17 protein-coding genes are annotated in these 22,632 nt (G+C 63.8%); 5 read left to right on the forward strand and 12 right to left on the reverse strand.

Features of this window, described 5'->3' with window-relative positions:
• Window positions 1-24: 24 nt before the first annotated feature.
• Both N415_RS10010 and N415_RS10015 read right to left on the reverse strand, forming a co-directional pair.
• Window positions 25-969 carry a UDP-glucuronic acid decarboxylase family protein gene (locus N415_RS10010; protein WP_068180420.1) on the reverse strand — a complete coding sequence of 315 codons (945 nt, stop codon included), beginning with the start codon at window positions 967-969 and terminating at the stop codon, window positions 25-27.
• Between the two features lie 16 nt (window positions 970-985).
• On the reverse strand, window positions 986-2,302 hold the full coding sequence (locus N415_RS10015) for a UDP-glucose/GDP-mannose dehydrogenase family protein (protein WP_068180423.1): 1,317 nt from the start codon (window positions 2,300-2,302) through the stop codon (window positions 986-988).
• Window positions 2,303-2,861: 559 nt separating this feature from the next.
• Here N415_RS10015 and N415_RS10020 point away from each other — a divergent pair.
• The 3 genes from N415_RS10020 to N415_RS10030 all read left to right on the forward strand — a co-directional run bounded on the left by N415_RS10020 (window position 2,862) and on the right by N415_RS10030 (window position 5,791).
• Window positions 2,862-3,692: an FkbM family methyltransferase gene (locus N415_RS10020; protein ID WP_161630293.1), complete on the forward strand. Its 831-nt coding sequence runs from the start codon at window positions 2,862-2,864 to the stop codon at window positions 3,690-3,692.
• A gap of 73 nt (window positions 3,693-3,765) precedes the next feature.
• Window positions 3,766-4,737: a GDP-L-fucose synthase gene (locus tag N415_RS10025; RefSeq protein WP_068180570.1), complete on the forward strand. Its 972-nt coding sequence runs from the start codon at window positions 3,766-3,768 to the stop codon at window positions 4,735-4,737.
• 280 nt (window positions 4,738-5,017) lie between these two features.
• Window positions 5,018-5,791, forward strand: coding sequence for a glycosyltransferase family 2 protein (locus tag N415_RS10030; RefSeq protein WP_068180429.1), 774 nt, complete (start codon window positions 5,018-5,020; stop codon window positions 5,789-5,791).
• Window positions 5,792-6,044: 253 nt separating this feature from the next.
• Here N415_RS10030 and N415_RS10035 read toward each other — a convergent pair whose 3' ends face one another.
• From N415_RS10035 to N415_RS10050, 4 genes are read right to left on the reverse strand one after another with little or no spacing between them, the layout of a single operon-like run.
• Window positions 6,045-7,664, reverse strand: a complete 1,620-nt coding sequence (locus N415_RS10035; protein WP_068180432.1) for a hypothetical protein — start codon at window positions 7,662-7,664, stop codon at window positions 6,045-6,047.
• A 28-nt stretch (window positions 7,665-7,692) separates the two neighbouring features.
• Window positions 7,693-9,195, reverse strand: a complete 1,503-nt coding sequence (locus N415_RS10040) for a glycosyltransferase (protein WP_068180435.1) — start codon at window positions 9,193-9,195, stop codon at window positions 7,693-7,695.
• A 30-nt stretch (window positions 9,196-9,225) separates the two neighbouring features.
• Window positions 9,226-10,245, reverse strand: a complete 1,020-nt coding sequence (locus N415_RS10045; protein ID WP_068180436.1) for an NAD(P)-dependent oxidoreductase — start codon at window positions 10,243-10,245, stop codon at window positions 9,226-9,228.
• Entirely contained in the window at window positions 10,242-11,501 is a 1,260-nt protein-coding gene (locus N415_RS10050) for a nucleotide sugar dehydrogenase (protein WP_068180439.1), read from the reverse strand. Before N415_RS10050 ends, N415_RS10045 begins: the two co-directional genes overlap by 4 nt.
• Before the next feature lie 358 nt (window positions 11,502-11,859).
• Here N415_RS10050 and N415_RS10055 point away from each other — a divergent pair, with 358 nt between their 5' ends.
• Window positions 11,860-12,327: a hypothetical protein gene (locus N415_RS10055; RefSeq protein WP_068180443.1), complete on the forward strand. Its 468-nt coding sequence runs from the start codon at window positions 11,860-11,862 to the stop codon at window positions 12,325-12,327.
• Between the two features lie 85 nt (window positions 12,328-12,412).
• Here the strand turns inward: N415_RS10055 and N415_RS10060 are convergent, their stop codons facing one another.
• Window positions 12,413-13,996 carry a hypothetical protein gene (locus tag N415_RS10060; protein ID WP_152531315.1) on the reverse strand — a complete coding sequence of 528 codons (1,584 nt, stop codon included), beginning with the start codon at window positions 13,994-13,996 and terminating at the stop codon, window positions 12,413-12,415.
• A 295-nt stretch (window positions 13,997-14,291) separates the two neighbouring features.
• Here N415_RS10060 and N415_RS10065 point away from each other — a divergent pair, with 295 nt between their 5' ends.
• Window positions 14,292-14,519 carry a dodecin gene (locus N415_RS10065; RefSeq protein WP_068180448.1) on the forward strand — a complete coding sequence of 76 codons (228 nt, stop codon included), beginning with the start codon at window positions 14,292-14,294 and terminating at the stop codon, window positions 14,517-14,519.
• Here N415_RS10065 and N415_RS10070 read toward each other — a convergent pair.
• The 5 genes from N415_RS10070 to mutA all read right to left on the reverse strand — a co-directional run bounded on the left by N415_RS10070 (window position 14,516) and on the right by mutA (window position 22,513).
• The gene (locus N415_RS10070) at window positions 14,516-15,802 is read right to left on the reverse strand and encodes a serine hydrolase domain-containing protein (protein WP_068180452.1); all 1,287 of its coding nucleotides are present in this window, start codon (window positions 15,800-15,802) and stop codon (window positions 14,516-14,518) included. The genes N415_RS10065 and N415_RS10070 overlap by 4 nt on opposite strands.
• 64 nt (window positions 15,803-15,866) lie before the next feature.
• Complete coding sequence (gene meaB, locus N415_RS10075; RefSeq protein ID WP_068180454.1) at window positions 15,867-16,841, reverse strand: methylmalonyl Co-A mutase-associated GTPase MeaB; 975 nt, start codon at window positions 16,839-16,841, stop codon at window positions 15,867-15,869.
• Window positions 16,842-16,868: 27 nt separating this feature from the next.
• Entirely contained in the window at window positions 16,869-18,170 is a 1,302-nt protein-coding gene (locus N415_RS10080; protein WP_068180456.1) for a hypothetical protein, read from the reverse strand.
• A 238-nt stretch (window positions 18,171-18,408) separates the two neighbouring features.
• The gene (scpA, locus tag N415_RS10085; protein ID WP_068180459.1) at window positions 18,409-20,625 is read right to left on the reverse strand and encodes a methylmalonyl-CoA mutase; all 2,217 of its coding nucleotides are present in this window, start codon (window positions 20,623-20,625) and stop codon (window positions 18,409-18,411) included.
• Between the two features lie 4 nt (window positions 20,626-20,629).
• Window positions 20,630-22,513: a methylmalonyl-CoA mutase small subunit gene (mutA, locus tag N415_RS10090; protein ID WP_068180462.1), complete on the reverse strand. Its 1,884-nt coding sequence runs from the start codon at window positions 22,511-22,513 to the stop codon at window positions 20,630-20,632.
• Between the last annotated feature and the right edge of the window lie 119 nt (window positions 22,514-22,632).

The following is a 22,632-nucleotide window of genomic DNA, read 5'->3' on the forward strand; positions in this document are numbered from 1 at the left end:
TAACTCTGAAGAGTGCCGAAAGCTTCATCCGGTCCTGTTCTTGAAATATTCAATGGTCCGCGCCACTCCCTGCGCGAAGGGGACTTGAGGACGCCACCCGAGCTGGGACTCGGCGAGGCTGATGTCTGGTTTGCGCTGCCTCGGATCGTCCGGAGGCAGGGCCTTGTAGACGGTCGTCGATGCAGATCCGGTCATCTCTTTGATGAGGCTCGCGGCCTCCTCGGCGGTGAATTCAGCCGTGCTGCCAAGGTTGACGGGTCCGATGAACGAGGGCTCGCTTGCGGCCATCCTGATGAGTCCGTCGATGAGGTCATCTACATAGCAGAAGGAACGGGTTTGGCTGCCGTCCCCAAACACCGTGATCGGTTCACCTCGCAGCGCCTGGACGATGAAGGTGGCGACGATTCGGCCGTCCTTGGGGTCCATCCGTGGGCCGTAGGTGTTGAAGATGCGAACGACTTTGATCCGAACCCCGTAGCGGCGCGCGTATTCCAGCATCAGCGTCTCCGCAATCCGCTTACCCTCGTCATAGCAACTCCGCACGCCGAAGCAGTTGACGTTGCCCCAATAGCTCTCGACCTGGGGATGCACCGTGGGATCCCCATAGACCTCGCTGGTGGAGGATTGAAGCATAATCGCTTCCTTCGCGCGCGACAGTTCGAGGAGATTCTTTACCCCGCTGTAGTTCGTCTCGAGGGTGAACAGAGGGTCGCGTTGATAAGTGAGCGGCGACGCCGGACAGGCCATGTTGAAGACAAGGTCCAGCGGGCCCGCCACAGCCGCGTCCAGCGGCTGTGTGATGTCGTGCTCGAAGAAACTGAAACCCGGATCATCCTCGAGATGACTGATGTTTTCGCGACTGCCGGTGTAGAAGTTGTCCAGCCCAAGAACCTCGATGCCGTCGCGGCGAAGACGGTCACAGAGATGGGATCCCAGGAAGCCAGCGGCGCCGGCGACGAGGGCTCTCATTATTTGCTCTCCAATTTCAGTTCCGGCCCATGCCGTAGTACTCAAAACCTTCGGCCCGCAGCCGCTTTGGGTCATAGATATTTCGACCATCGAACACGACGAATCCCCGCATCACCGACTTGAGGCGCTGCCACGATGGCCGCTGGAACTGCTTCCACTCGGTGACCAGGAGCAGGGCATCGGCGCCCTCGGCGGCCTCGTACATGTTCTCGGCATACTCGACCGACTCCCCCAGCACCCTTTTCGCCTGCATGGTCGCTTCGGGATCATAGGCCCGCACGGTTGCCCCCAGCTCGACCAGCCTCCTCGCGATGACGACGGATGGGGCCTCGCGCATATCGTCGGTCTGGGGCTTGAAGCTGAGCCCCCAAAGCCCGAAGGACAAGCCTTCCAGGGTGGAAGCAGGCGACTGGCCTCCAAAATGAGTCATGATCTTGGACACCAAGGCGGATTTCTGCCCGCTGTTGACCTCGTCGACCGCTCGCAGCAGTCGCGTGTCCAAGCCCAGGCTCGCGGCGGTATGTATAAGCGCCTGAACGTCTTTCGGCAAGCACGAGCCGCCGTAGCCCACCCCGGGGAACAGGAATTCATAACGAATGCGGCTGTCTGCCCCGATAGCTTCCCGCACAGCGGAAATATCAGCGCCAGCCTTCTCGCACAGGTTCGAAATCTCGTTGATGAAGGAAATCTTGGTGGCGAGGAAGCAATTGGCCGCGTATTTCGTCATCTCGGCACTTCTGATGTCCATGGTGATCAAGGGATTGAAAGTGCGCAGGTATGGCTCGTAAACCTCTCGCATGATGTCGAGGGCGCGCTTCGAGTCACCGCCGACCACCACACGGTCGGGTTTCATGAAGTCGGCGATCGCTGTGCCTTCTTTAAGGAATTCGGGATTGGACACGACGTCGAACTCGTGCTTTGCCTTCTTGCCGATAATCGCTCGAACCTCGTCGGCAGTGCCAACCGGGACGGTCGACTTGTCGACCACGACCTTATAGCGATCCATATGCGACCCGATATCCTCTGCCACGGCGTAGACGTAGGAGAGATCGGCCTCGCCGCCATCGCTCATGGGCGTAGCGACGGCGATGAATATCACGTCTCCATGCTCGACGCCGCGGCGCTTGTCGGTCGTGAAGTCGATGCACCCGTTCTCGCGATTCCTTTCGATCAGTTCCCCCAGGCCGGGCTCATAGATAGGGACGCCACCCGCGAGAAGCTCATCTACCTTGGCCTGGTCGATGTCGACGCAGACCACGTCATTGCCACTGTCCGCCAAGCAGGCGCCCGTCACCAGGCCGACGTAGCCGCATCCGATGACCGATATCTTCACAAGGCCCCCTTCATCTGCCAACCGATCGCCGCCCATACTCTCGCAAGTGCGGGCTCGTCATGTGGCTTTCCCGAACGATCCCAGGTACTTTTCTCCGCTTTTGTCCTACATTCCGCCCTTTTGAGGGGCTCGACGGCCCCGCAGCGTTCGTCGAGGCAGCATGTGAGAACGAAAACTTCGTTGTCGGTCGTCGATCACAGCATCGTCGCCCTCCGTCAGATTCTGTCTACGAGAGCGGGTCGGTTGGAGCGGTGGCGTCGATGCGCGTTGCAGAGCCGCGCTATCGAACTGCATTCAGCGCTCGCACAACTAGCGGCTCGGCGGTCGAGGAGACGAGCGCACACCACCGCTGGCTGTGATGCATAGGCGCATCGCCAACGAACGTGCTGATGCTGATAGTCTTCGCCTAACTCAGCTCACGTGGCCCCGCAACGGCGCGATCGGAAGGAGTTGCAGCATCCTCGACTCGGCCAAGCGACGCGCGTGCCAGGCCCTGGTCGGATCCATGCGCGCATGCATTGCAAGTGACCGCATACCCCTCTCGACCAAGCAGGCTTTCGTGAATCGAGGCCGTGGGCTGCTCACAGCGCTCGACATTGAGGCCGATGAGACACCAGTGGAGTCAGAGTACGGAACGAAGTTTGTAGCCGGTCGGGACAGTTCAATCATCACCTTCTGGATACGTGTTCGCGGCGTTTACGAACCGGTTCTATCCGAGTTCATTCTGCGGCACGTAGAGGAAGGTGATGTCTGCGTCGACGCAGGAGCCAACATCGGCTACTTCTCCCTTCTATTCGCGCGGCGTGTTGGGCCGTCTGGCAAGGTCATCGCGATCGAGGCCGGACCCGACACCGTGCGGCGGCTGCGCGCCAACGTCGAACTCAATGGGGCATCGAGCATCGTCGATGTCGTCGCAGCGGCATGCGCGGAAGAAAAGGGCGAGATTACGTTTTACCTGCACCCCGAGATTGACGCGTGGTCGCGGCTCAGCCCACCCGCCGAGGGAGATCCCGACCGCGACGTCATGGGGAAGAGTTGGATTCCCGTGACTGTAGCCGCTGACACGCTCACCTCAATAGTGGGCGCCGACGCTGAGCGGGTCTCGTTCATCAAGCTCGACATCGAGGGCGCGGAAACCGCTCTAACGCCACAAATCGTCGGTGGATTCTCCAATCCGAGACTGGTAGTGGCACTTGAGGCGCGGGCGCCGATCGAAGGAGCGCTGACGCCGTTCCAAGAGCGGGGCTTTTACGTTTACGACCTGCACAATGACTACCGCTGGGCCTTCGAGCGCAAGGTGCCACACATCACCAAGGCTGCTTATAGCGACTTCTATCATCTAGACCACGCTGACGTGCTGCTGAGCCGCCAGCCTCTTGCCCTCTCGTAGTTGAAGCTGCACCATTTAAATCGGCCTGCACGGGCGTATGGCACCGGTAACGTACGCTCGGATCAGAGAAACCATGAGCACAGCGAACCAACCAGTCGGTGTCCTGGACCGCGCAGCGCCCGTGTATATAGCGGGCCACCGCGGGCTGGTTGGCTCTGCTCTGCTAAGAAAATTTGAGGCCGAGGGCTTCACCAATGTCCTTGTGCGATCACACGCCGAACTTGACTTGAGGGATCGACCGGCGACATTCGACTTCATTCTTGATTCCAAGCCCCAAGTCATCGTGGACGCTGCTGCCAGAGTTGGCGGGATACTAGCGAACGACACCTATCCCGCCGAGTTTCTGTCCGAAAACCTTCAGATCCAGGTCAACCTCCTTGACGCTGCCGCCGCCGCTCGTGTACCGCGGCTCCTGTTCCTCGGATCGTCTTGCATCTATCCGAAATACAGTCCACAGCCCATCAAGGAAAGCTCGTTGCTCACCGGACCTTTGGAGCCGACGAACGACGCTTACGCCATTGCGAAGATCGCGGGCATCCTGCAAGTGCAGGCCATCCGACGCCAATACGGGTTAGCTTGGATCTCTGCTATGCCGACCAACTTGTACGGACCGGGTGACAACTTCTCGGCGTCGAGCTCGCACCTGCTACCGGCGCTGATTCGCCGGTACGACGACGCGAGAGCCAGTGGGACCCCGGAAGTGACTAACTGGGGCACCGGAACTCCGCGGCGCGAGCTGCTGCATGTCGACGATCTGGCGACTGCTTGTTTGTATCTCTTGGAGCACTTCGACGGACCGAACCAAGTCAACGTGGGCACCGGTACTGATCACACCATTGCCGAGATCGCCGATATGGTGGCCGAAGCGGTCGGCTATTCTGGCGAGACGCGGTGGGACTCAACCAAACCAGACGGCACACCACGCAAACTCCTGGACGTCTCGGTTCTCCGGGAAGCTGGTTGGCATTCCAAGATCGCCCTGCGCGACGGCATCGAGACAACGGTGGCCTGGTATCGCTCGAACACCAGTGCACTGCGGCAGTGAAGTCGCCTTCGTGAGCAATTATCGCGTGTTAGTGTGACGCAATGAATTTGTCGCGCGCTGCTCGTAACACATTGCGTCGCACCGGCATCGAGGCCGCCCGATACGATCCAGGACTCGACTGGAAACGAGATTTCGTGCACCGAGCGCGACCGTCTATCCGCGATGTCGCTTATTCGTTGGGCTTCACACCGACTGGGCTATCAGCTTGCCTTGCGGATATGCGCGATGGTCGGACGCTCCAAGCCGACGGCATCTTCTTCCGGCCGGAAGATTGACTGAAATGCCTGCGGTTCCGCTGTTTTCGATCATCGTGCCCACATTTAATGTTGCAGCGACGCTGCGCAGGTGCCTCGACAGTATCGCTTCCCAAACCTGCAAGGACTTTGAGGTGGTGCTGGTCGACGGAGGTTCGACGGACGCCACCCTCGACATCGCCAACAGCTTCGCCTCTCGCCTCGGCACGCGTCTGGTCATTCACTCGGGCCCCGATAAGGGCGCCTACGATGCCATGAACCGCGGCGTGAGCATGGCCAAGGGTGACTGGCTCCTTTTCTTGGGTGCGGATGACGCCTTATACGAGGCGGACACGCTTGCCCATGTAGCTGCATTCCTCGACGACCACGATCACAGCGACCTCATCTATGGCGATGTCATCATGCGCTCGAACTCGTCCCGGTACGCTGGCCCCTTCGACCTCGACCGTTTGCTTTTCGAGCAGAATATCTGTCACCAGGCGATCTTCTACCGTAGTGAGCTCTTCGCCGGCATCGGGCCATTCAACCTTCGCTATCCGGTGTGGGCCGACTGGGATTTCAATATCCGCTGCTTCTCCAACCCGGCGCTCGTCACCCGCTACATGGACGTCGTCGTGGCACGTTACAACGACATGGCCGGGATAAGTAAACGCAAGGACAAAGAGCTGAAGAAGCGGCTGCCGTCGTACTTTCATTGGGCGGCGCTGGAGATGACCCGCCGAACGCTCGACCGTTTGAGACGACACATCGTCGACGGCTGGCAGACCCGCCGCGCGCGGTCGGGACCACATCAACGCTGAGCCGGCCGCAGTACCACGGAGAGAGAACCACAAGGCACAATGGCCGACCCAGGTTAAACGCTTACTCCGCGAGCGGATTTCGATTTGGCCAACTCGGACACCGTCATCGCGAAGCGTACGGATGCGATCGATCGTCATGTTGACGTCTAGACGGCAGCCGGGGACGTTTGGTCCGCGTCGATCCCACCGGCCAGACTTCGGTATTCGAAGGGGCAGGGCGCCCAAGCCCGTCGAGTGCGGGTGATCGGGTTACCTAGGGCCCAGCGTTCACCACAGCATCACGCTCAGCACCTGCAAGGCTCCGTCGCGCTGCGACGGCGAAGAACAAGCTGACCCCCAACGCCAGCAACACGGGCCCGATCGAAAGTATGACGTGAACCGCGGCGGCCGTCCCCTCAGCGAGAGATCCCTTCAGCCACATACGGTTTCGCGCCGTTGCGATGTCGGCGCCAGGGGGACGGAATTCTGGCGGCAGGACCGCCCTGACATCCGGGTCTGCCAGAATCTCGGCGAGCTGCTGCGGGGGGAAATAGAGTTGCGCCTCAAGACCCGGGCCGTCCTTTGGTTTGAGATGGTCAAGGTCGTTGGTGGCGAGATAGGCCTTCACCTCGACTTCCTGTTGGCGTGCCGCTTCAGACCATTTGATCGACCCGAGCACTCCCACGTTGCCCATCGCTGCGACGATCGCTACGAGGAAGAACACGTACGTCGCAGTCAAGGATCTCGCGACTCGGCCGGGCCGCCTGGCTTGCGCTTGGCCAGCAAGGGTTAGCACGCCCACCAGCCCGAGTGGGTAGGCGAGCAGGAGCATGTCCAAATAGCGTGGCGCCACGAGGTTTCCACGACCGTATGCGAGTAGTACAACCTGGATGACAACCCACCCAGCGATTCCTACTGCTGCCCAGGCGCGGTCAGAGATCGCCGGGCGCGTCATAAGCGTGTGCCAACAGAACCAAACCGTCGGGATCATCGGAAGGATGATCCTCGCGGTGAACAGGACCAATCCCTCGATGAAGGTCCGCGGAGTGGACAACGGGTTCGCGTCCGATGCCTCCCAGAGGATCGTCGCCACAGCGGTTGATGCAATAACGACGACGGCGGCGAGCTCACGACCGCTGCGCTTCCTGACCCTGGTCGCCAGCTGCAGCCCCACCAGTAAACCGACAGCCAGAACGGTGGACACACCTGACGCGAAAGAAAGGCAACTGAGGACCGCGGCCACCAATCCACCGAACCATCGTAAGGAGAACGCTTCCGCGGTGGCGAAAGCAACCAGCGCCGCGACGGCAAAAAGCAACGAGATGTACACCATTGACTGAAACCCGGATAGCGCGTTCTCGTAGCCGATCGGAAACGCAAACACGAATGCGACGAAACAGGCCAGAAGCAACTGGCATTGCGGCGCGACGAGGGGCATCAGCAAGGCCGCGAGCCAGGTGGCCACGGCGGTGAGCGCGAGCGCACCGAAAATCATCTCCAGGCGTGTGTTCCACTCGCCGGCCAGCTCGAGATGGGCCAGCGAGAGCAGCCGAAAAATGAAAATACGGTGTGAATTGTGCGGGGCGAAGAGGTCGGCGAAGGACAGTGTCCCCCGGAGATAAGGTCCGTAGACTTTCTGGCCTTCCCCATTCCACTGATCCAACAACGGCACCGGCGAACCGAGCGCCCAAATGACAATCAGCCTGGAACCGGCGACCGTGCAGGCGACCGCCGCCATAATCGCCACCATGCCTCTCGGGCGTTGCGGTTTCTCCACGGGTGCGTTCGCGGGCTGCGCGGTGGTCTCGCCACGATCGTCGGCAGCAGGCGCGGTCGGCTCGGGTTGGGAGCTTCCGCCTGCTGGGTCGAGTACCAATTCGTCCTGTTCGCCCATCGAATGACGTCCCCCGGTCAATCCAGATTCATCGTGGCGACAATTTCTTTCGCGTCCCCCGCCGAAGATCGCCTCCCCTATACCGCCGCAGCAACCCAAGCGCCCCGAGCGATGCCAGCCCGCCGCCCGTCCACCGCAGCATGGGGCCCCGCATCGCCAATCCATACCAATGCAGATAAGAAGGCAACCAGCCGACCAGGTCGAACCTGCTTGTGCCGGCGGTTCGGTCCTCCCAGCTGCTCGGGACTTCATCGACCCGATAACCCAAAAGGTGCGCCTTCGTCGTGAGCTCCAGCCCCACCTCGAACCCCCGCTCACTCTCCACCGGAACCTCGTCGAGAAAACGGCGGCTGTAGGCGCGAAAGTTCGTCGTTGCGTCATGAGTCGCAATGCCGCCCACGTAATGGAGGCTGAGCCCCGCCGTCCGTGACATCAGCGTCTTCAACCTGGGGCCCCCGCGCTGGCTACCGCCGCGCATATACCGCGACCCGCTGACCACAGCTGCACCCTCTTCACGAATCTTGGCCGCCATCAAGGGAATCGCCGAGGGCGGATCCGACAGGTCTGCCATGCTCGTGACCACGACGTCACCACGCGCGGCCGCGAAGCCGGCGATCAGCGCATTCGCCACACCCTTTCCGATCGAGTTGCGAACCAACCGGACGGTGGCGGGCCTGTCGGGCATGGCGGCCAGCGCCGGCAGCGTGTCGTCCTCATCGAAGTCGTAACAGACGAGCAGTTCGTGCGGGGTCTCCGCCAACGCCTCGGTAAGCCTCCTGATGCAGACCTGAATGTTCCCGCCCTCGTTGTAGACCGGGATTACCACACTCACCAGACGCTGATCGCCCGTCTCCGATCCAGGTCCGGGCTTGCGAGCGCGAATCACGAACTGCTTGCCCAAGATTCGCCACGCCGGCTTAAAAAGCAGATACAGGCGCACCAAAATCGGAACCTGCGGCAACGACGACGACGCCGTGTACGGCATGAACCGGTCGTAGCTCTCCACGATCTCGAAGTCGGAGGCCTCCAGCAGTTCGATCAGGGAGCGATCGCTGATCGGCACGGTGTGATCCCAGAAATCCCAATAGGCACCCGGGACCAGACGGATATTCGGCCCCATCGCGATGAGATGCCCGCCCGGCTTGAGCACCCGACGCGCCTCGGCGATGGTCCGCTCGACGTCATCTTTGCCCCGCATGTGCTCCAAGAAGTTGCTCGTGAAGACGACGTCGACCGAATCCTCCTCGAGGAACCCGAGGTCGTCGGCTCGGCCGTGATGGAACTCGACCTCGGGATCGAGCATGGCCGCGCTGTCCGGGTTCAGATCGATCCCGATCCGATGCGCCGCATGCACGTGGTTCAGGAACTCGCCGTAGCCACAGCCGAGGTCTACCACCGTGTCGCTGCGGCTGATCCACGCCTGGAAGAAGTCCCGCACCAATACCGCCCAGATGGCCGACCGCGACTCGCGGGCATGACCGAAGCGATTGCGATAGAGCTGCTGGAGGTCGGGTTCACCCGCGATGTGCATCACGTTCCAATGGTGGCAAAACAATCCACGTCAGATGGTCCCGGCCTGGACGGCGTCGACGATCCAGGGAATGACCTCGTCCAGCATGGCATCGAGCGTTGTCACCGCCTCGAAGCCGAGAACCTCGGAAGCCTTGTGAACGTCCGGTGAGCGTAACTGGACGTCGTGCTCGAACGGCGGGTCGCTTTCATAGCGAAACGGAGTGCCCGGACGCATCTTCTTCCAGATCGCCTCCGCCAGCTCCAACACCGTGGTCGGTTCGGGCGTCGAGAGGTTGAAGTCCCCGTTCAGCGCGGCCGGATGCTCCATGCAGGTCCGAATGCCGCGGGCCAGGTCACCGCCGTAGGTGTAGTGCCGCACCTGGGTGCCGTCGCCGAGGATGCGTAGCGGGTCCTGACCCTTCGCCACCTTCTGAACGAGGTCCGGCACGACGTGACTCATGGCGAGTTTGACATTACCGCTTGGGATTTCGCGCCCACCCAGTGCCCGCTGTTCGCCGGTCCCCACACAGTTGAACGGGCGGATGATCGTGTACGGAAGGCCATACTGCTCATAGGCACCATGCGCGAAATACTCACAGGCCAGCTTCTGAAAGCCGTAAGTGCTTGTCGGAGGCGGGCATTCGGTGATGTGCTTCTCCGGCGTGGGGAAGACGGTGGCGTTTTCGAACACCATCGACGAACTGATCACATTGATCTTCTTGAGCCAGCCCTTGCGGTACGCGTAGATGGCGGTGTCGAAATGGGCGGCGGCGATGCGTTCGTTCTCGGCCAACAGGTCGTAGGCGTACTCGTGGAAATAGGTTATGCCGCCGATGCGGGCCGCGCTGGCCACCATCTGCTCGCAGCCCTCGATCAGCTGGAACATCAGGTTCAGGTCTTTGACGTCGCCCTCGACGAAGTGATACCGCGGGTGATCGTCGTAGCTTTTCTTGACCTTCCCATATTTCGAGTAATTGTCGACGCCGACGACCTCGTGGCCCGCGCGCAGCAGCTCGTCGACAACGTACCCATTGATGAATCCCGCGCTGCCAGTGACGAGAACTTTCACGGGGCCGGGTTTCCCATGCTCAGCGTCGCCAACGAGGCTCCGTTCGGCGCGTCCGCTTCAGCCTGCTTGACCTCCAGGCAACCCCAGACATCCTCGACAATCTTGTCTTCCGGAATCTGCAGACCGCGGTAGATCGAGTGCGGCACGCCGATGACGATGACATCGGCGCGGCCCAACACGACATCGAGTGCGTAGTACTCCGGGCCGTCCAGGAACGGATCGTGCAGCATCACCTGCTTGGCCTCGAGCATCAGGAGGTGCCGGAGTTTGAAGCTGAGCGAGTCGCGCGTGTCATCACAGTCCGCCTTGAACGTCATGCCGAGCAGGCCAACGGTCTTGTTGCGCAGATCAACCCGGCGCTTGAGCATGTTGACGATGAACTGGGGCTGGCCCTCGTTGATCAGCATGGCCGCGTGTCCCAGCATGAAGTTGTTGTTGCTGAACCCCGCAAGCTGCATGGTGTCCTTCAACAGGCACGGGCCCGCCGCCAGCCCGGCCCTGGGCAGGCTGTCGACGCGCTTGTTCTGGTATGTCGCCGCGTGATGAATGCGGTCGAAGTCGAGCCCGGCCTCACGGCTGAGCAGGTAGAACTGATTGGCGACCGCGAACTGGATGTAGCGGTAAGCGTTGCAGAACAACTTGGCCAGCTCGGCTTCCTGCGGCTCTACCTCGATGATCTCGGGGGTTATCCGCGAGAAGAGCTCGCGAACGATCCGACACCCTTCCTCGTCGAACCCGCTGATGATCTGCGGAATCTCGCGCAGCTCACGGATGGAGTGACCCTGCGCGATGCGCTCGGGGCAAAAAGTGACGTGAACGCCAACCCCGCGCTCGGAGAACAAGTCGTGGACGCGCTGGCTTAGTCCTGGGTAAACGGTGCTCCGCAAGATGAGCGTCTGTCCGTCGTGAAAGTACGGACTGATCTCGTCGATGATGCGGAAGAAGGTGTGCGCCTGCGGTGTCAGATACTCGTCCACCGGCGTCCCGACGACGCAGATCACGATGTCGGAATTCCTGACCGCCCACGAATCGGTCGTTGCCGAGATACGGCCGGTCGGCAACAGCCGCTTAAGCAGATCCTGGGCCCCGTTCTCGACGAATGGCATTCGGCCGGCCATGATCGTTTTCAGCGCTGTGGTGTTCGTGTCGAGAATGTCGACGTGGAAACCCTCGTCCGCAAGCACGAGCGCCAGCGGCAGCCCGACGTGCCCGGCGCCGCCGATAATGCAGATGCGTTGATCGGTTTGAGCTGCCATTCGAAAGCCCCTCCGCTCCTTGCTTCAAGCCCCCCACGGGTTGAACAACCACAAGTTCGTATTGCTAACGTGGTTCCGTTGGTTGGAGCGTACGAGATCTCGGGCCACCACGCGGCGTTTCGGGAAAATATCAACCCAGGCCGGAGCTCCCGACTGTCCGACAGCGTCGGAAGCCTTGAGGCGCAGCGCCTCTGGCAACGGCTCGAGTATGCCACCGGCTGAATTTCGTCTGAAAAGTATGTGAATGACCTTCGACGTACGTTACCGCCGAGGACCTGGCTAACGCCGAAAGCCATTCACCGCGTGAGTTCCGCCAATTTCAGCCCGCGGCGACGAGTCCCCGAGTACTTTGCTCACCATGCAGCTCCTGGGGGGCTCCGTCGCGAACGCCCACACGGTCGAAACGCGCAAGAAGCTACGCTACGCAGCCGTAGCGGCCGCCTTTCTGCCTATCGGCCAGGGCCTGATCCAGGTGATGGGGGTGTGGCTCAATAGCTACACCGCCGCGTCGCTCCTCGCGGCGGCCATCGTCACCGTTCCCAACTTCTTCGCTAACAAGCACTTCGTCTGGCGGGCGACGTCGGCGGAGAACCTGCGCAGACAGGTGATCGTGTTCTGGCTGGTCGTGATGCTGGCGGTGTCACTGGCAACGCTTTTCACTTCTCTAGTCGATGACGCGATGGCCGGTGACACCACGGCCATCCATGGTGCTGCCGTGTTCTCGGTGCAGGTGCTGGGGTTCGGCGTCGTGTGGGTCGGCCGCTTCCTGATCCTGGATCGGTGGTTCCGCGACTCGCAGACGGCGCACGCGGCAACACGGTCGTAATTTCGGGACGCCGGTCCTGGGCGACGCCTTTGGACTCCATCCGTCGCTCCGGCCGAATCCCGGCGGAAGCCAACGGCATCCGCGGTCACTGACGCTGGGTTTGCAGGCTCCATCGCGCGCCGGCCGCGAAGAATAAACCGATTCCCAGCGCCAGCAATACGGGGGCTAGCGCAAGTACGAGGTGAACCGTCGTAGCCGTGCCGCTCGCGAGTCGTCCCCTGAGCAGCAAACGGTTGCGAACTCCGGCGTTGTCGGCGTCGGCAGGTCGGAATTGGTGCGGCAGTATCGCCCTGATATCTCGATCTTCCAAAGTTTGTGCCAGCTGTTGCGGGTGCGGGTAGGAAAGGTCGAACATCTGGCCGTGCCCGCCCTTTGCTTTGAGCTCGTCGACGTTCCGGGTGGTGAGGTAGGCCTGGACGTCGACCTCCTGTTGGTGTGCCGATTCGCCCCACCCGATCGCCCCGATCACGGATATCCAGCCCGTCGCCGCGGCCCCGGCGGCGACAACGAACACCCACGCGACGGCGGCCGGTTTCGCGTACCGGCCGAACCGTGCGACCCGCGCCCCGTCGAAGAGCGCGAACATCGCCATCAGCGCAACGGGATAGACCAGCAGGACGATGTCGAGATACCGCACCGCGACCGAGGCTCCACGGCCGTAGGCCAGGAGCACCAGCTGGATGCAGAGCCACCCGCCGATTCCGACCGCGACCCAGGCCCGATCGGACAGGTCCGGTCGCCGCTTCAGCGTGTGCAGGCAAAACCAGACCACCGGGACCAATCCGACGATCGACTGGCCGCCGACCAGGAGCAATCCCTGGATAAACGTCCACGGAGTGGTGCTCGTCGGATGGGCGGACGAGACCGACCATCCGATCATCGCCAGACCGATCGATGCCAGGACGGCGACGCCGGCGAACTCCCGGCCGCCCCGTCTTCTGGCTTTGGTTGCCAACTGCAAGCTCACGAGCGCGCCCGCCGCGAGAACGGCGGCCACGCCTGTCGCAAACGAGAAGTAACTGAGGATCGCGGCGGCCAATCCGCAAAACCAGCGCACGGAGAACGGGCGCGCGAAGGCGAAGGCGACCAGGGCCGCGATGCCGAAGAACAGCGCGAGGTAGACCTGGCTCTGAAACCCCGACAGTGTGTTCTCGTAGCCAATTGGAAGCGCAAACAGAAGTGCGATGAAACCCGCCAGGAGTACGCGGCATCGCACCGCGACCAAGGGCAGCAGCAATGCCGAAAGCCAGATGATCGTCGCGGTATGGACGATCGCGCCCAGGATCATCTCGAGGCGTGTATTCCACTCGCCCGCGAGTTCCAAATGTAAGAGTGCGAACAACCGGAACACAAAGATGCGGTGTTCATTGTGCGGGGCGAACAGGTTGGCGCAGGACAGTGCGCCCTTCAGGTACGGCGAGTACAGGTTCGCTGCTTCCCCGTACCACTGATCGTAGAAGGGCATCGGCGAACCGAGGGCCGAAATGGTGGCCAGCTTGGCGCCGAAGACAACGCAACTGATTGCGGCCACTAAGGCAAACGTGCCCTTCTGCCGTCGTTTTCCAAGTGATGGGTCCGGTGGTACAGAAGGGGTCCGTCCATTTTCATCTGTCGCCGCAGTGCGATGTTGTAGGCCGAGGGCCGAATAACTCTCAACCTGCTCACCCATTTGACAACTGACCCCCTAGCCAAGCAGCCCTGGCGACCGACGTTTTCGCGCCAGGCGCATCGCAGATCGCGGCTTTATGCTGCCGTGGAACCCCGAAGTACGCCGCGTTCGTAAACCCAAACGCCAGCCGACTTCCGACCTGCCCGCCGCCGCTGCGCGCCCCGCCCAACCCGACCCAAGGTTCGGACGACGACGAGGGCGAATACCTACCTATCTGAATCCCGATTATGGGAGCGTACGAGATTGACGTGTCCGAAGTCGGAGTTTTCAGTGGGAGCCCCCCGGAGGGATCGCTATGAGCAATCACACCTACCGCGTGATCGAGATCGTTGGATCCTCGCCCGACGGGGTCGACGCCGCCATCCGCAGCGGTCTGGCGCGGGCGTCGCAGACCATGCGCGGCCTGGACTGGTTCGAGGTGGACTCGATCCGTGGCCACCTGGTCGACGGGGCCGTCGGACACGTCCAGGTGACGATGAAAGTCGGCTTCCGCCTGGAAGATTCCGAGGTCAGCCAGCCCTAGCCGGCGACGGCTCCCGGCTCCGAGAAGGGCGCCCCGAACTCGGTCACCGGCTGCAGCCCGCGCTTCCGTACCTTCGCGGCGGCGTCGCGGATCAGCTTGTAGATGCCGACGAACGCCGCGTGATCGGTCATCACGAACGGCGTCAGCAGCCGGTTGTGCACCAGCGAGAACGCCACACCTTGGGCAGGGTCGGCCCAGCCAAGCGAACCGCCCAGTCCGACGTGACCGAAGCCGGGCATCACATTGGCATACGGCAGGCTGTGGTAGCCGAGGTGGAAAGCCAACGGCACGAACAGGTTTCGGTCCGGCCGCAGGCTCCGCCGGCCGGTCAGGCCCGCGACGAGTTCACGGGACAGGAACTGGATGCCGTCGATCTCCCCGTGGTTGGCGATCGCGCCGTACATCCGGGCCAGCGCGCGGGCCGTCACCACCCCGTTGGCCGCCGGGATTTCGGCGTCCAGCATCGGCATCTCGCCCTGGACGGCGGCGATCATGCCGGGGAAGTACATGGACCGCCATCCCCCGGACAGCTCGTTGGCGACCTTGCGCGTCACGTAGGACAGGACCGGGTTGCCCACCAAGTTCTGCGGCGTGATGATCTGGGCCACCCGCGTCGGCGACTCGGCCGGCGGGCGGCCCAGGTGCATGCCGTCGGTGCCCAGCGGCTCGGCGAGTTCTTCACGGATCAGCGCGCGCATGCCTTTACCGGTCACCGCCCGGCCGAGACCGGACATCAGCCAGCCGAATGTCAGCGCGTGATAGGCGGACTTGCCCAGCAGGCGCCCCGGCGGGGCGGCCGCCAGCCGCTGCTCCATCACGAGGTGATCGAACAAGTCTTCCTGCGTGGCGCCGCGCAGGCCCGACAGGCCGGCGGCGTGCCTCATCACCTCGCGCACGGTGAGCTCGGCTTTGCCGTTGGCGGCGAAGTCCGGCCAGTACTCGGCGACGGGAGCCTCGTAGTCGATGAGCCCACGGTCGGCGAGCCGGTGGATGACCGTGGCGGCCATGCCCTTGGTTGCCGAGAACACCATGGGGGCGGTGTCGGCCGACCACGGCACCTGACCGCCCCGGTCCGCCCAGCCGGTCCACACGTCGACCGCGGGCTGGCCGTCGACGTAGACGGCCAGCGCCCCGCCGCCGAACCGGCGGGCCGGGAACATCGTGGAGAAGGCGCGAACGACGCACGCAAAATGGGGGTCCGCCGCGCCGGACACACGATGGCCTGCGTCAGGGCCATCCTGTACAGGGACCGCGCGGCGAGCGACCCGAGACTCCATCGTCACGCTATCGAATTTACTTGGATTTCATACCTTCCGCCGGGAAAACGGAGGCTAAGTTACCTTTCCGTTAGGCGGACGCGGCCTTGAGGATTTGCTGGGCCGCCAGCGCGGGGGTCAGCTCCCCCGCCTTGACCTGCCGTTCCAGGTCGGCGCGGATTTTGCGGACGCCCGGGTTGGACATCACCCGGTCCAGCACCGTGTCGCGGACCATCTGCCAGGTCCAGTCGACCTGCTGGGCCCGGCGGCGCTCGTCGAGTTCCCCGGCTTCGGATAGCACCCGGCGATGGCGCTCGATCGTGTCCCAGAGCTCGGCCAGGCCGGTGCCCTCGGTCGCGCTCATCGTGAGAACCGGTGGCCGCCAGAGCGTTTCGCCCGGGTGGATCAGCCTGATCGCCGCGGACAGCTCGCGCGCGGCCTTGCGCGCCTCGGGCAGGTGCTCCCCGTCGGCTTTGTTGACCACGACGATGTCGGCCAGCTCCAGCGCGCCCTTCTTGATGCCCTGCAGCTGATCGCCGCTGCGCGCCAGGGTCAGCAACACGAAAGTGTCCACCATGTTTGCCACGGCCACCTCGGACTGGCCGACGCCGACGGTCTCGACGAGTATGACGTCGAACCCGGCGGCCTCCAGCAGAACGATGGTTTCCCGCGTGGCCTTGGCCACCCCGCCTAACGTGCCTGACGTCGGGGACGGACGGATGTAGGCGTCCGGGTGCACCGCCAGGCGGGCCATCCGGGTCTTGTCGCCCAGGATCGAGCCGCCGGTGCGGGTCGACGACGGGTCGACGGCCAGCACGGCCACCCGATGGTCCCGCTCGATCAGGTACATGCCGAGCGCCTCGATGCTGGTGGACTTGCCCACCCCGGGCGTCCCGCTGATGCCGACGCGGCGCGCGTTGCCCGAGTGTGGCATCAGCTCCAGCAGCAGCTGCTGCGCTTTCTCCCGATGGTCGGCGCGGGTGGATTCCAGCAGCGTGATCGCCCGCGGCAGCGCCGCGCGATCGCCATTACGGACCGCCTCGGCCAATGCCTCGATTCCCGACACGATCCCCCAGCGTATAGGGCCATCGGCTCAGAAAAGGTGCACGCTCCATACGCCGACGTTGTTCGCGGCCCCGGTCGGAAGCAACGCCAGCGCGACGACGATGTACACGAACAGCAGCACGCTTCGCCTAGACGGCGCCTGCTCGATCTCCGGCCGCTTGATCGCGTAGAGGAAGTACACGGCGGCCACGTCGAAGGTGATCAAGATCCACCACCGAGTCCAATCGACGGCGGTGACAAAGAGCGGAACCACCAATGCCGCCCCGAGCAACGGCAGCACGAGATTATGGCGTAATTCGCCGAGGAAAACACGGATCGGAACACCGGAGAAATAGCGAATTGTCCATGCCGTGCCGGCGAAGTACACCACCCCGAGGACGAAGGCGCCGAGCAGCGGGAAGAAACCCCACTGTAAAACCATGTAGACGGCGCCGGCCGTGTCGGAGTCGAAAATCGGTATGACTTTAGCGCACATGAAGTCGTGAAAATCCGTGCGGCTCTCGACCCGACCGAGCATGTAGTCGAGCGCTTTCTGCGGCGTTGTCGAAACGCCCCACGGATGCTCGATCATCCCGTGCGGGACTTGGGCACAAATTTGCGCCGCGACATCGCGGCGCCCCAGCGCGGCGACCAACAGGGTCGATACGATCCCCGGACCGACCGCCAAGACGGCGCACATTCGCTGGGTGGCACGCGTCGAATCCTTCGCGAGCACGACGATCGCCAATACCGCTCCGAGCGCGAACTCGAGCGGAATCGCCTCGTGCATCAGGGCCAGCACGGCTATCCCGATTCCATACAGGGCGCTGAGGCTCATTCTGGCGCGGGAGGTTCTCACCGCGGTGAGGGAAACGGTATAGGCCAACAGCGCGGTCATGCCGAAGAGTTCGGGATGTGGGCTGTAGATGGCATAGGAAAGCGAGAAGGGCAGGACCGGAACCAGGAGGGCAAGCATTGCCCTGCGCTGAGACCGGGCTCCACTGGTAAAAATCCGCCACGTCAGCACGGCGAGGGCGGTCAACCAGACCACGATGGACGCCCACAGGATCGCATACGCGGCGGTGAAGTAGTGGCCGGGCGCGAAGATGCGGATCAGTTCACCCCCGAGCCCGCGTCGAACGAATCCCGGTGCGTAACTGCCGACGTAGTACTGCAACCACCATAAATCGTTGGAAAAGACAACCCGCTGGAAATACATGTGGGCGATAACCCAGCCGATCACCCAGGCCGAGGTGAGTGCGTAAGCCCACGGGAGCCTGCCGGTAAGGTACGGGTATCGATGCGGAATTAAGTGGTCCGCCGGATAGGTGGAAATGGCCGACACCGGCATAAAGGCACCTTTCCCGACAAAGGTTAGCCGGAGAATAGCCCATGCCGGGTCAGCGCGGTAGAGAATGTGACCATTTGGCCCAAAGAACTGCGATGGTAAAACGGTAGAACGGCTTACAAAATTCGCGATATCCGTCGCTCAATGGCCGAATATGAATGCATCGCAGCCCCCCATCGGGCGATGATTCGGGCGCGCCGGTGACAATCCATGATTACCAACGCAATTGGTAAATGGGCGGCTAATCGAGCTTGTATTCAAGCCGCTCGGCAAGCTTGTGCAGCAGGCCGATCGCGGCGTCGGCGATCACTGTCCCCGGCGGGAAGATGGCGGTGGCCCCGGCGGCGTACAGCTCGTCGAAGTCGCCCGGCGGGATGACGCCGCCGACCACGATCATGATGTCGGGCCGTCCCACCGCAGCCAGCGCGTCGCGCAGCGCCGGCACCAGCGTCAGATGGCCGGCGGCCAGCGACGACACCCCGACGACGTGCACGTCGTTGTCGGCGGCCTGGCGCGCCACCTCCTCGGGCGTGGAGAACAGCGACCCGACGTCGACGTCGAACCCGATGTCGGCGAACGCCGTCGCGATCACCTTCTGCCCACGGTCGTGGCCGTCCTGGCCCATTTTGGCCACCAGAATCCTGGGCCGGCGACCGTCGGCCTCGGCGAATTTCTGGACCAATTCCGTGGCGCTTGCGATGTTGGTTGCCTTTCCGGCTTCGTGACGGTAGACCCCGGCGATGGTACGGATCTCCGCCTGGTGACGGCCATATACCTTCTCCAACGCGTCGGAAATCTCGCCCACGGTGGCCTTGGCCCGGGCGGCGTCGATGGACAGCGCCAGCAGGTTGTTGCCCAGCCCATCTTCGCCCGCGCGACCGTGCGCGGCCGCCGCGCGGGACAGCTCGGCCAGCGCGGCGTCGACGGCCGCCTGGTCCCGGCCGGCCCGCAGCTCGCGCAGTTTCGCCAGCTGCTCGGCCCGCACCCGGCTGTTCTCGACCTTGAGCACCTCGATTTCCTGGTCCTCGTCGACCTGGTACTTGTTGACCCCGATCACGGGCTGCTGGCCCGAGTCGATGCGCGCCTGGGTGCGCGCGGCCGCCTCCTCGATGCGCATCTTGGGGATGCCGTCGTCGATGGCCTGGGCCATGCCGCCGTGCTCGGCGATCTCGGCCATGTGGCCGCGGGCCGCTTGCGCGAGCCGATGAGTGAGCCACTCCACGTAATAGGAGCCGCCCCACGGGTCGATCGGCCTGGTGGTGCCCGACTCCTGCGCCAACAGCAGCTGGGTGTTGCGCGCGATCCGGGCCGAGAAGTCGGTGGGCAGCGCGAGCGCCTCGTCCAGCGCGTTGGTGTGCAGCGACTGCGTGTGGCCCTGGGTGGCGGCCATGGCCTCGATGCAGGTGCGCGCGACGTTGTTGAAGGCGTCCTGGGCGGTCAGCGACCAGCCCGAGGTTTGCGAATGCGTGCGCAGGGAAAGGGATTTCGGGTTCTTGGCGCCGAACCCTGCGACGAGTTCGCTCCACAGCAGCCGCCCGGCGCGCAGCTTGGCGACCTCCATGAAGAAGTTCATGCCGATGCCCCAGAAGAACGACAGCCTGGGTGCGAATTTGTCGATGTCCAGCCCGGCGTCCAGGCCCGCCTTGATGTAGTCGACGCCGTCGGCCAAGGTGTAGGCCAGCTCCAAATCCGCTGTCGCGCCGGCCTCTTGGATGTGATACCCGGAGATCGAGATGGAGTTGAACTTGGGCATCTTGGCGCTGGTGTAGGCGAAGATGTCGGAGATGATGCGCATCGACGGCTTGGGCGGATAGATGTAGGTGTTGCGCACCATGAACTCTTTGAGGATGTCGTTCTGGATGGTGCCGGCCAATTTCTCCGGCGGCACCCCCTGCTCCTCGGCGGCTACCACGTACAGCGCCAGGATCGGCAGCACGGCGCCGTTCATGGTCATCGACACCGACACCGCCGACAGGTCGATGCCGTCGAACAGCTGGCGGATGTCGAGGATGGAATCGATTGCCACACCGGCCATTCCGACGTCGCCCTGAACGCGGGGGTGGTCGGAGTCGTAGCCACGGTGGGTGGCCAGGTCGAAGGCGACTGACAAGCCCTTCTGGCCGGCGGCGAGGTTGCGACGGTAGAAGGCGTTGGAATCCGCCGCCGTGGAGAACCCCGCGTATTGGCGAATAGTCCAGGGCTGGTTGACGTACATCGTCGGATAAGGGCCGCGCACGAATGGGGGCTCGCCCGGGAAACTGTTCAGCGGATAGCCCTCGGCCGCCGCGGCGGCGCGGTCGGCGGCGATGTACACCGGTTTGACGTCGATGCCTTCGGGGGTGTGCCAATCCGCGGCGTCGTACTTTTGCAGGGCTGCCTCGGTGGCCGGCGGCACTTTGCGATTACCGTGCAGCGGGACCTCGGCGAAGCTACCGATCGCGGGTGTGGTCATCGTCATGGCGCTACGCTCCCAACCGGGTGAGCAGGTTCGACATGGCTTGCACCGCATTGATTTTCGCGGTCAGGTACTCGTCCGGCCGGGGTGCGGCGTCGTCCAGCTCGCTCAGCGCCTTCTCCGGGCCCGCCAGATAGACCCTCTCCGCACCGGCGCTTCGGGCCGCCTCGACGACGCCCGAGGCCTCGTCGTGATACCGCTTGTCGGTGCCGCAGATAATCGCCACCGTCGAATCCGCGCCGGCCACCGCGGCCCCGACCCCGGCGGCGTCCACCGGCCCCGGGTTGATCGCCTCGATGCCGCCCGACGCCAGCAGGTTGGCCGCGAACGTCGTCCGAATGTTGTGCTCGGCCGAGGGGCCGAGTGGCAGCAGCAGCGCCTTGGGGCGCGAACCCGTGCGCGCCAGGAAGGCGTCGGAACGGTTCCGCAGCGCCTCGAACTCTGCCGCGTAGCGTCGGACGCCGGATGGCGAATCCTCTTGCGGCTCAACCTGCGTCTCGGCCTGCGTTAAAGGCGGTTCCTCGAGGTTCGGGTATTCGTTGACACCGGTGATCGCGGTGCGGCGATGCGCGATGTCGTCGGCGCGCCGCGCGGCGACCTCGGCGATCTGCTCGGTGATGTAGTCGCGGGCGGCGGCGAACCCGCCGCGCTCCGCCCATTCTTCAGCGGCCTGGAACTGCTGCCACGCCCGCTGCGCCAACTGCTCGGTGAGGTCCTCGACGTACCAGGACCCGCCGGCCGGATCCAGCACCCGCCCGACGTGCGACTCCTCCAGCAGCAGCAGCTGCGTGTTGCGGGCGATGCGGCGTGCGAAGCCGGCGCCTACGCCGGGAAAACCGCCGGGGATGGCCACGTCGAACGGCAATACCAGCACGGTGTCGGCGCCGCCGACGCCCGCGCCGAACGCGGCCACCGTGCCGCGCAGCATGTTCACCCACGGGTCGCGCTGGGTCATCATCGGCAGCGACGTCTGGGCGTGCACCAGCGCCGCGCCGGCGTCCGGCTCGCCGACCACCTCGGCAACGCGCGCCCACAGCTGACGTGCGGCCCGGAACTTGGCGATGGTGGTGAACTGGTCGTCGTCGGCGGCCAGCCGGAAGCTGATCTGCCGTAGCGCCTGGCCGACCGGAACCCCGGCCTCGGTGAGCAGACGCAGGTAGGCCACCCCGGCCGCGACGCTGCCGGCCAGCTCCCAGCTCGCGTTGGCGCCCAGGTTGTGGAAGGCGGGACCGTCGACGGTGATCGCTCGCACGCCGTGGCTCCCGGCCACCCGCGTGGCCACGGCCACCACTTGTTCCGTGGACGGGGATTCCCGGCCGCTCAGCGACGCGGTCAGCGGGTCCGCGCCAAGGTCGATCGACAGGGCGCCGCGCTTGTCGTCGTCCACCCGGTCGACCAACGCCAGCAGGGCGTCGCTGGCCTCGGCGTAGTCGGCGCCCGCGTCGAGGATCACCGGAACCAGGTCCAGGTACACGCCCGAGAGCAGCTGCCCGATCTCGCCGGCCGACACCCCCGACTTTCCTATCCGGAGCAGCAGCGCGCTGACCCCGTCGGTGAGGGCGGACAGCACCGCGGCGTTGGGGTCGTCGCAGCCCGGCGCGGGGAACGCCTCGGCGACCTTCCAGCCGGCGTCGACGTCGCGCGCCGCGTCGCCGCCACGCACGTAGGGCCACTCGCCGGGCAGCGCCGGTTCGGGCAGCTCGTCGAGGGCGGTGTAGAGCGCCCGAACCGCGATCCCGTCGTAAGTCGGGCTTTCCAGCAGCCGTTCGGGCTCGTCACCCAGTTGCTCGGGATCCTTGCGCGAGCTCTTCGACAGCACACCCGCGACCGCAGTGCGCCAACGCCCGCGAACCTGTTCCAGTCCGACGCGCTCGGGTACATCAATGGACACCGATTGCTCCCTTTATCCCTGCAAATGGGGCTCCGCCACTTGCTAACGAGGCTAATTGATGGGGCCTCCCCGCAAAAAACCGCGCGCACCGGTGGTCGGGGCGTCCCGGCCGAGTGCGG

This window comes from Mycobacterium sp. UM_CSW (genome assembly GCF_000455205.1).
Classification (GTDB): Bacteria; Actinomycetota; Actinomycetes; order Mycobacteriales; family Mycobacteriaceae; genus Mycobacterium.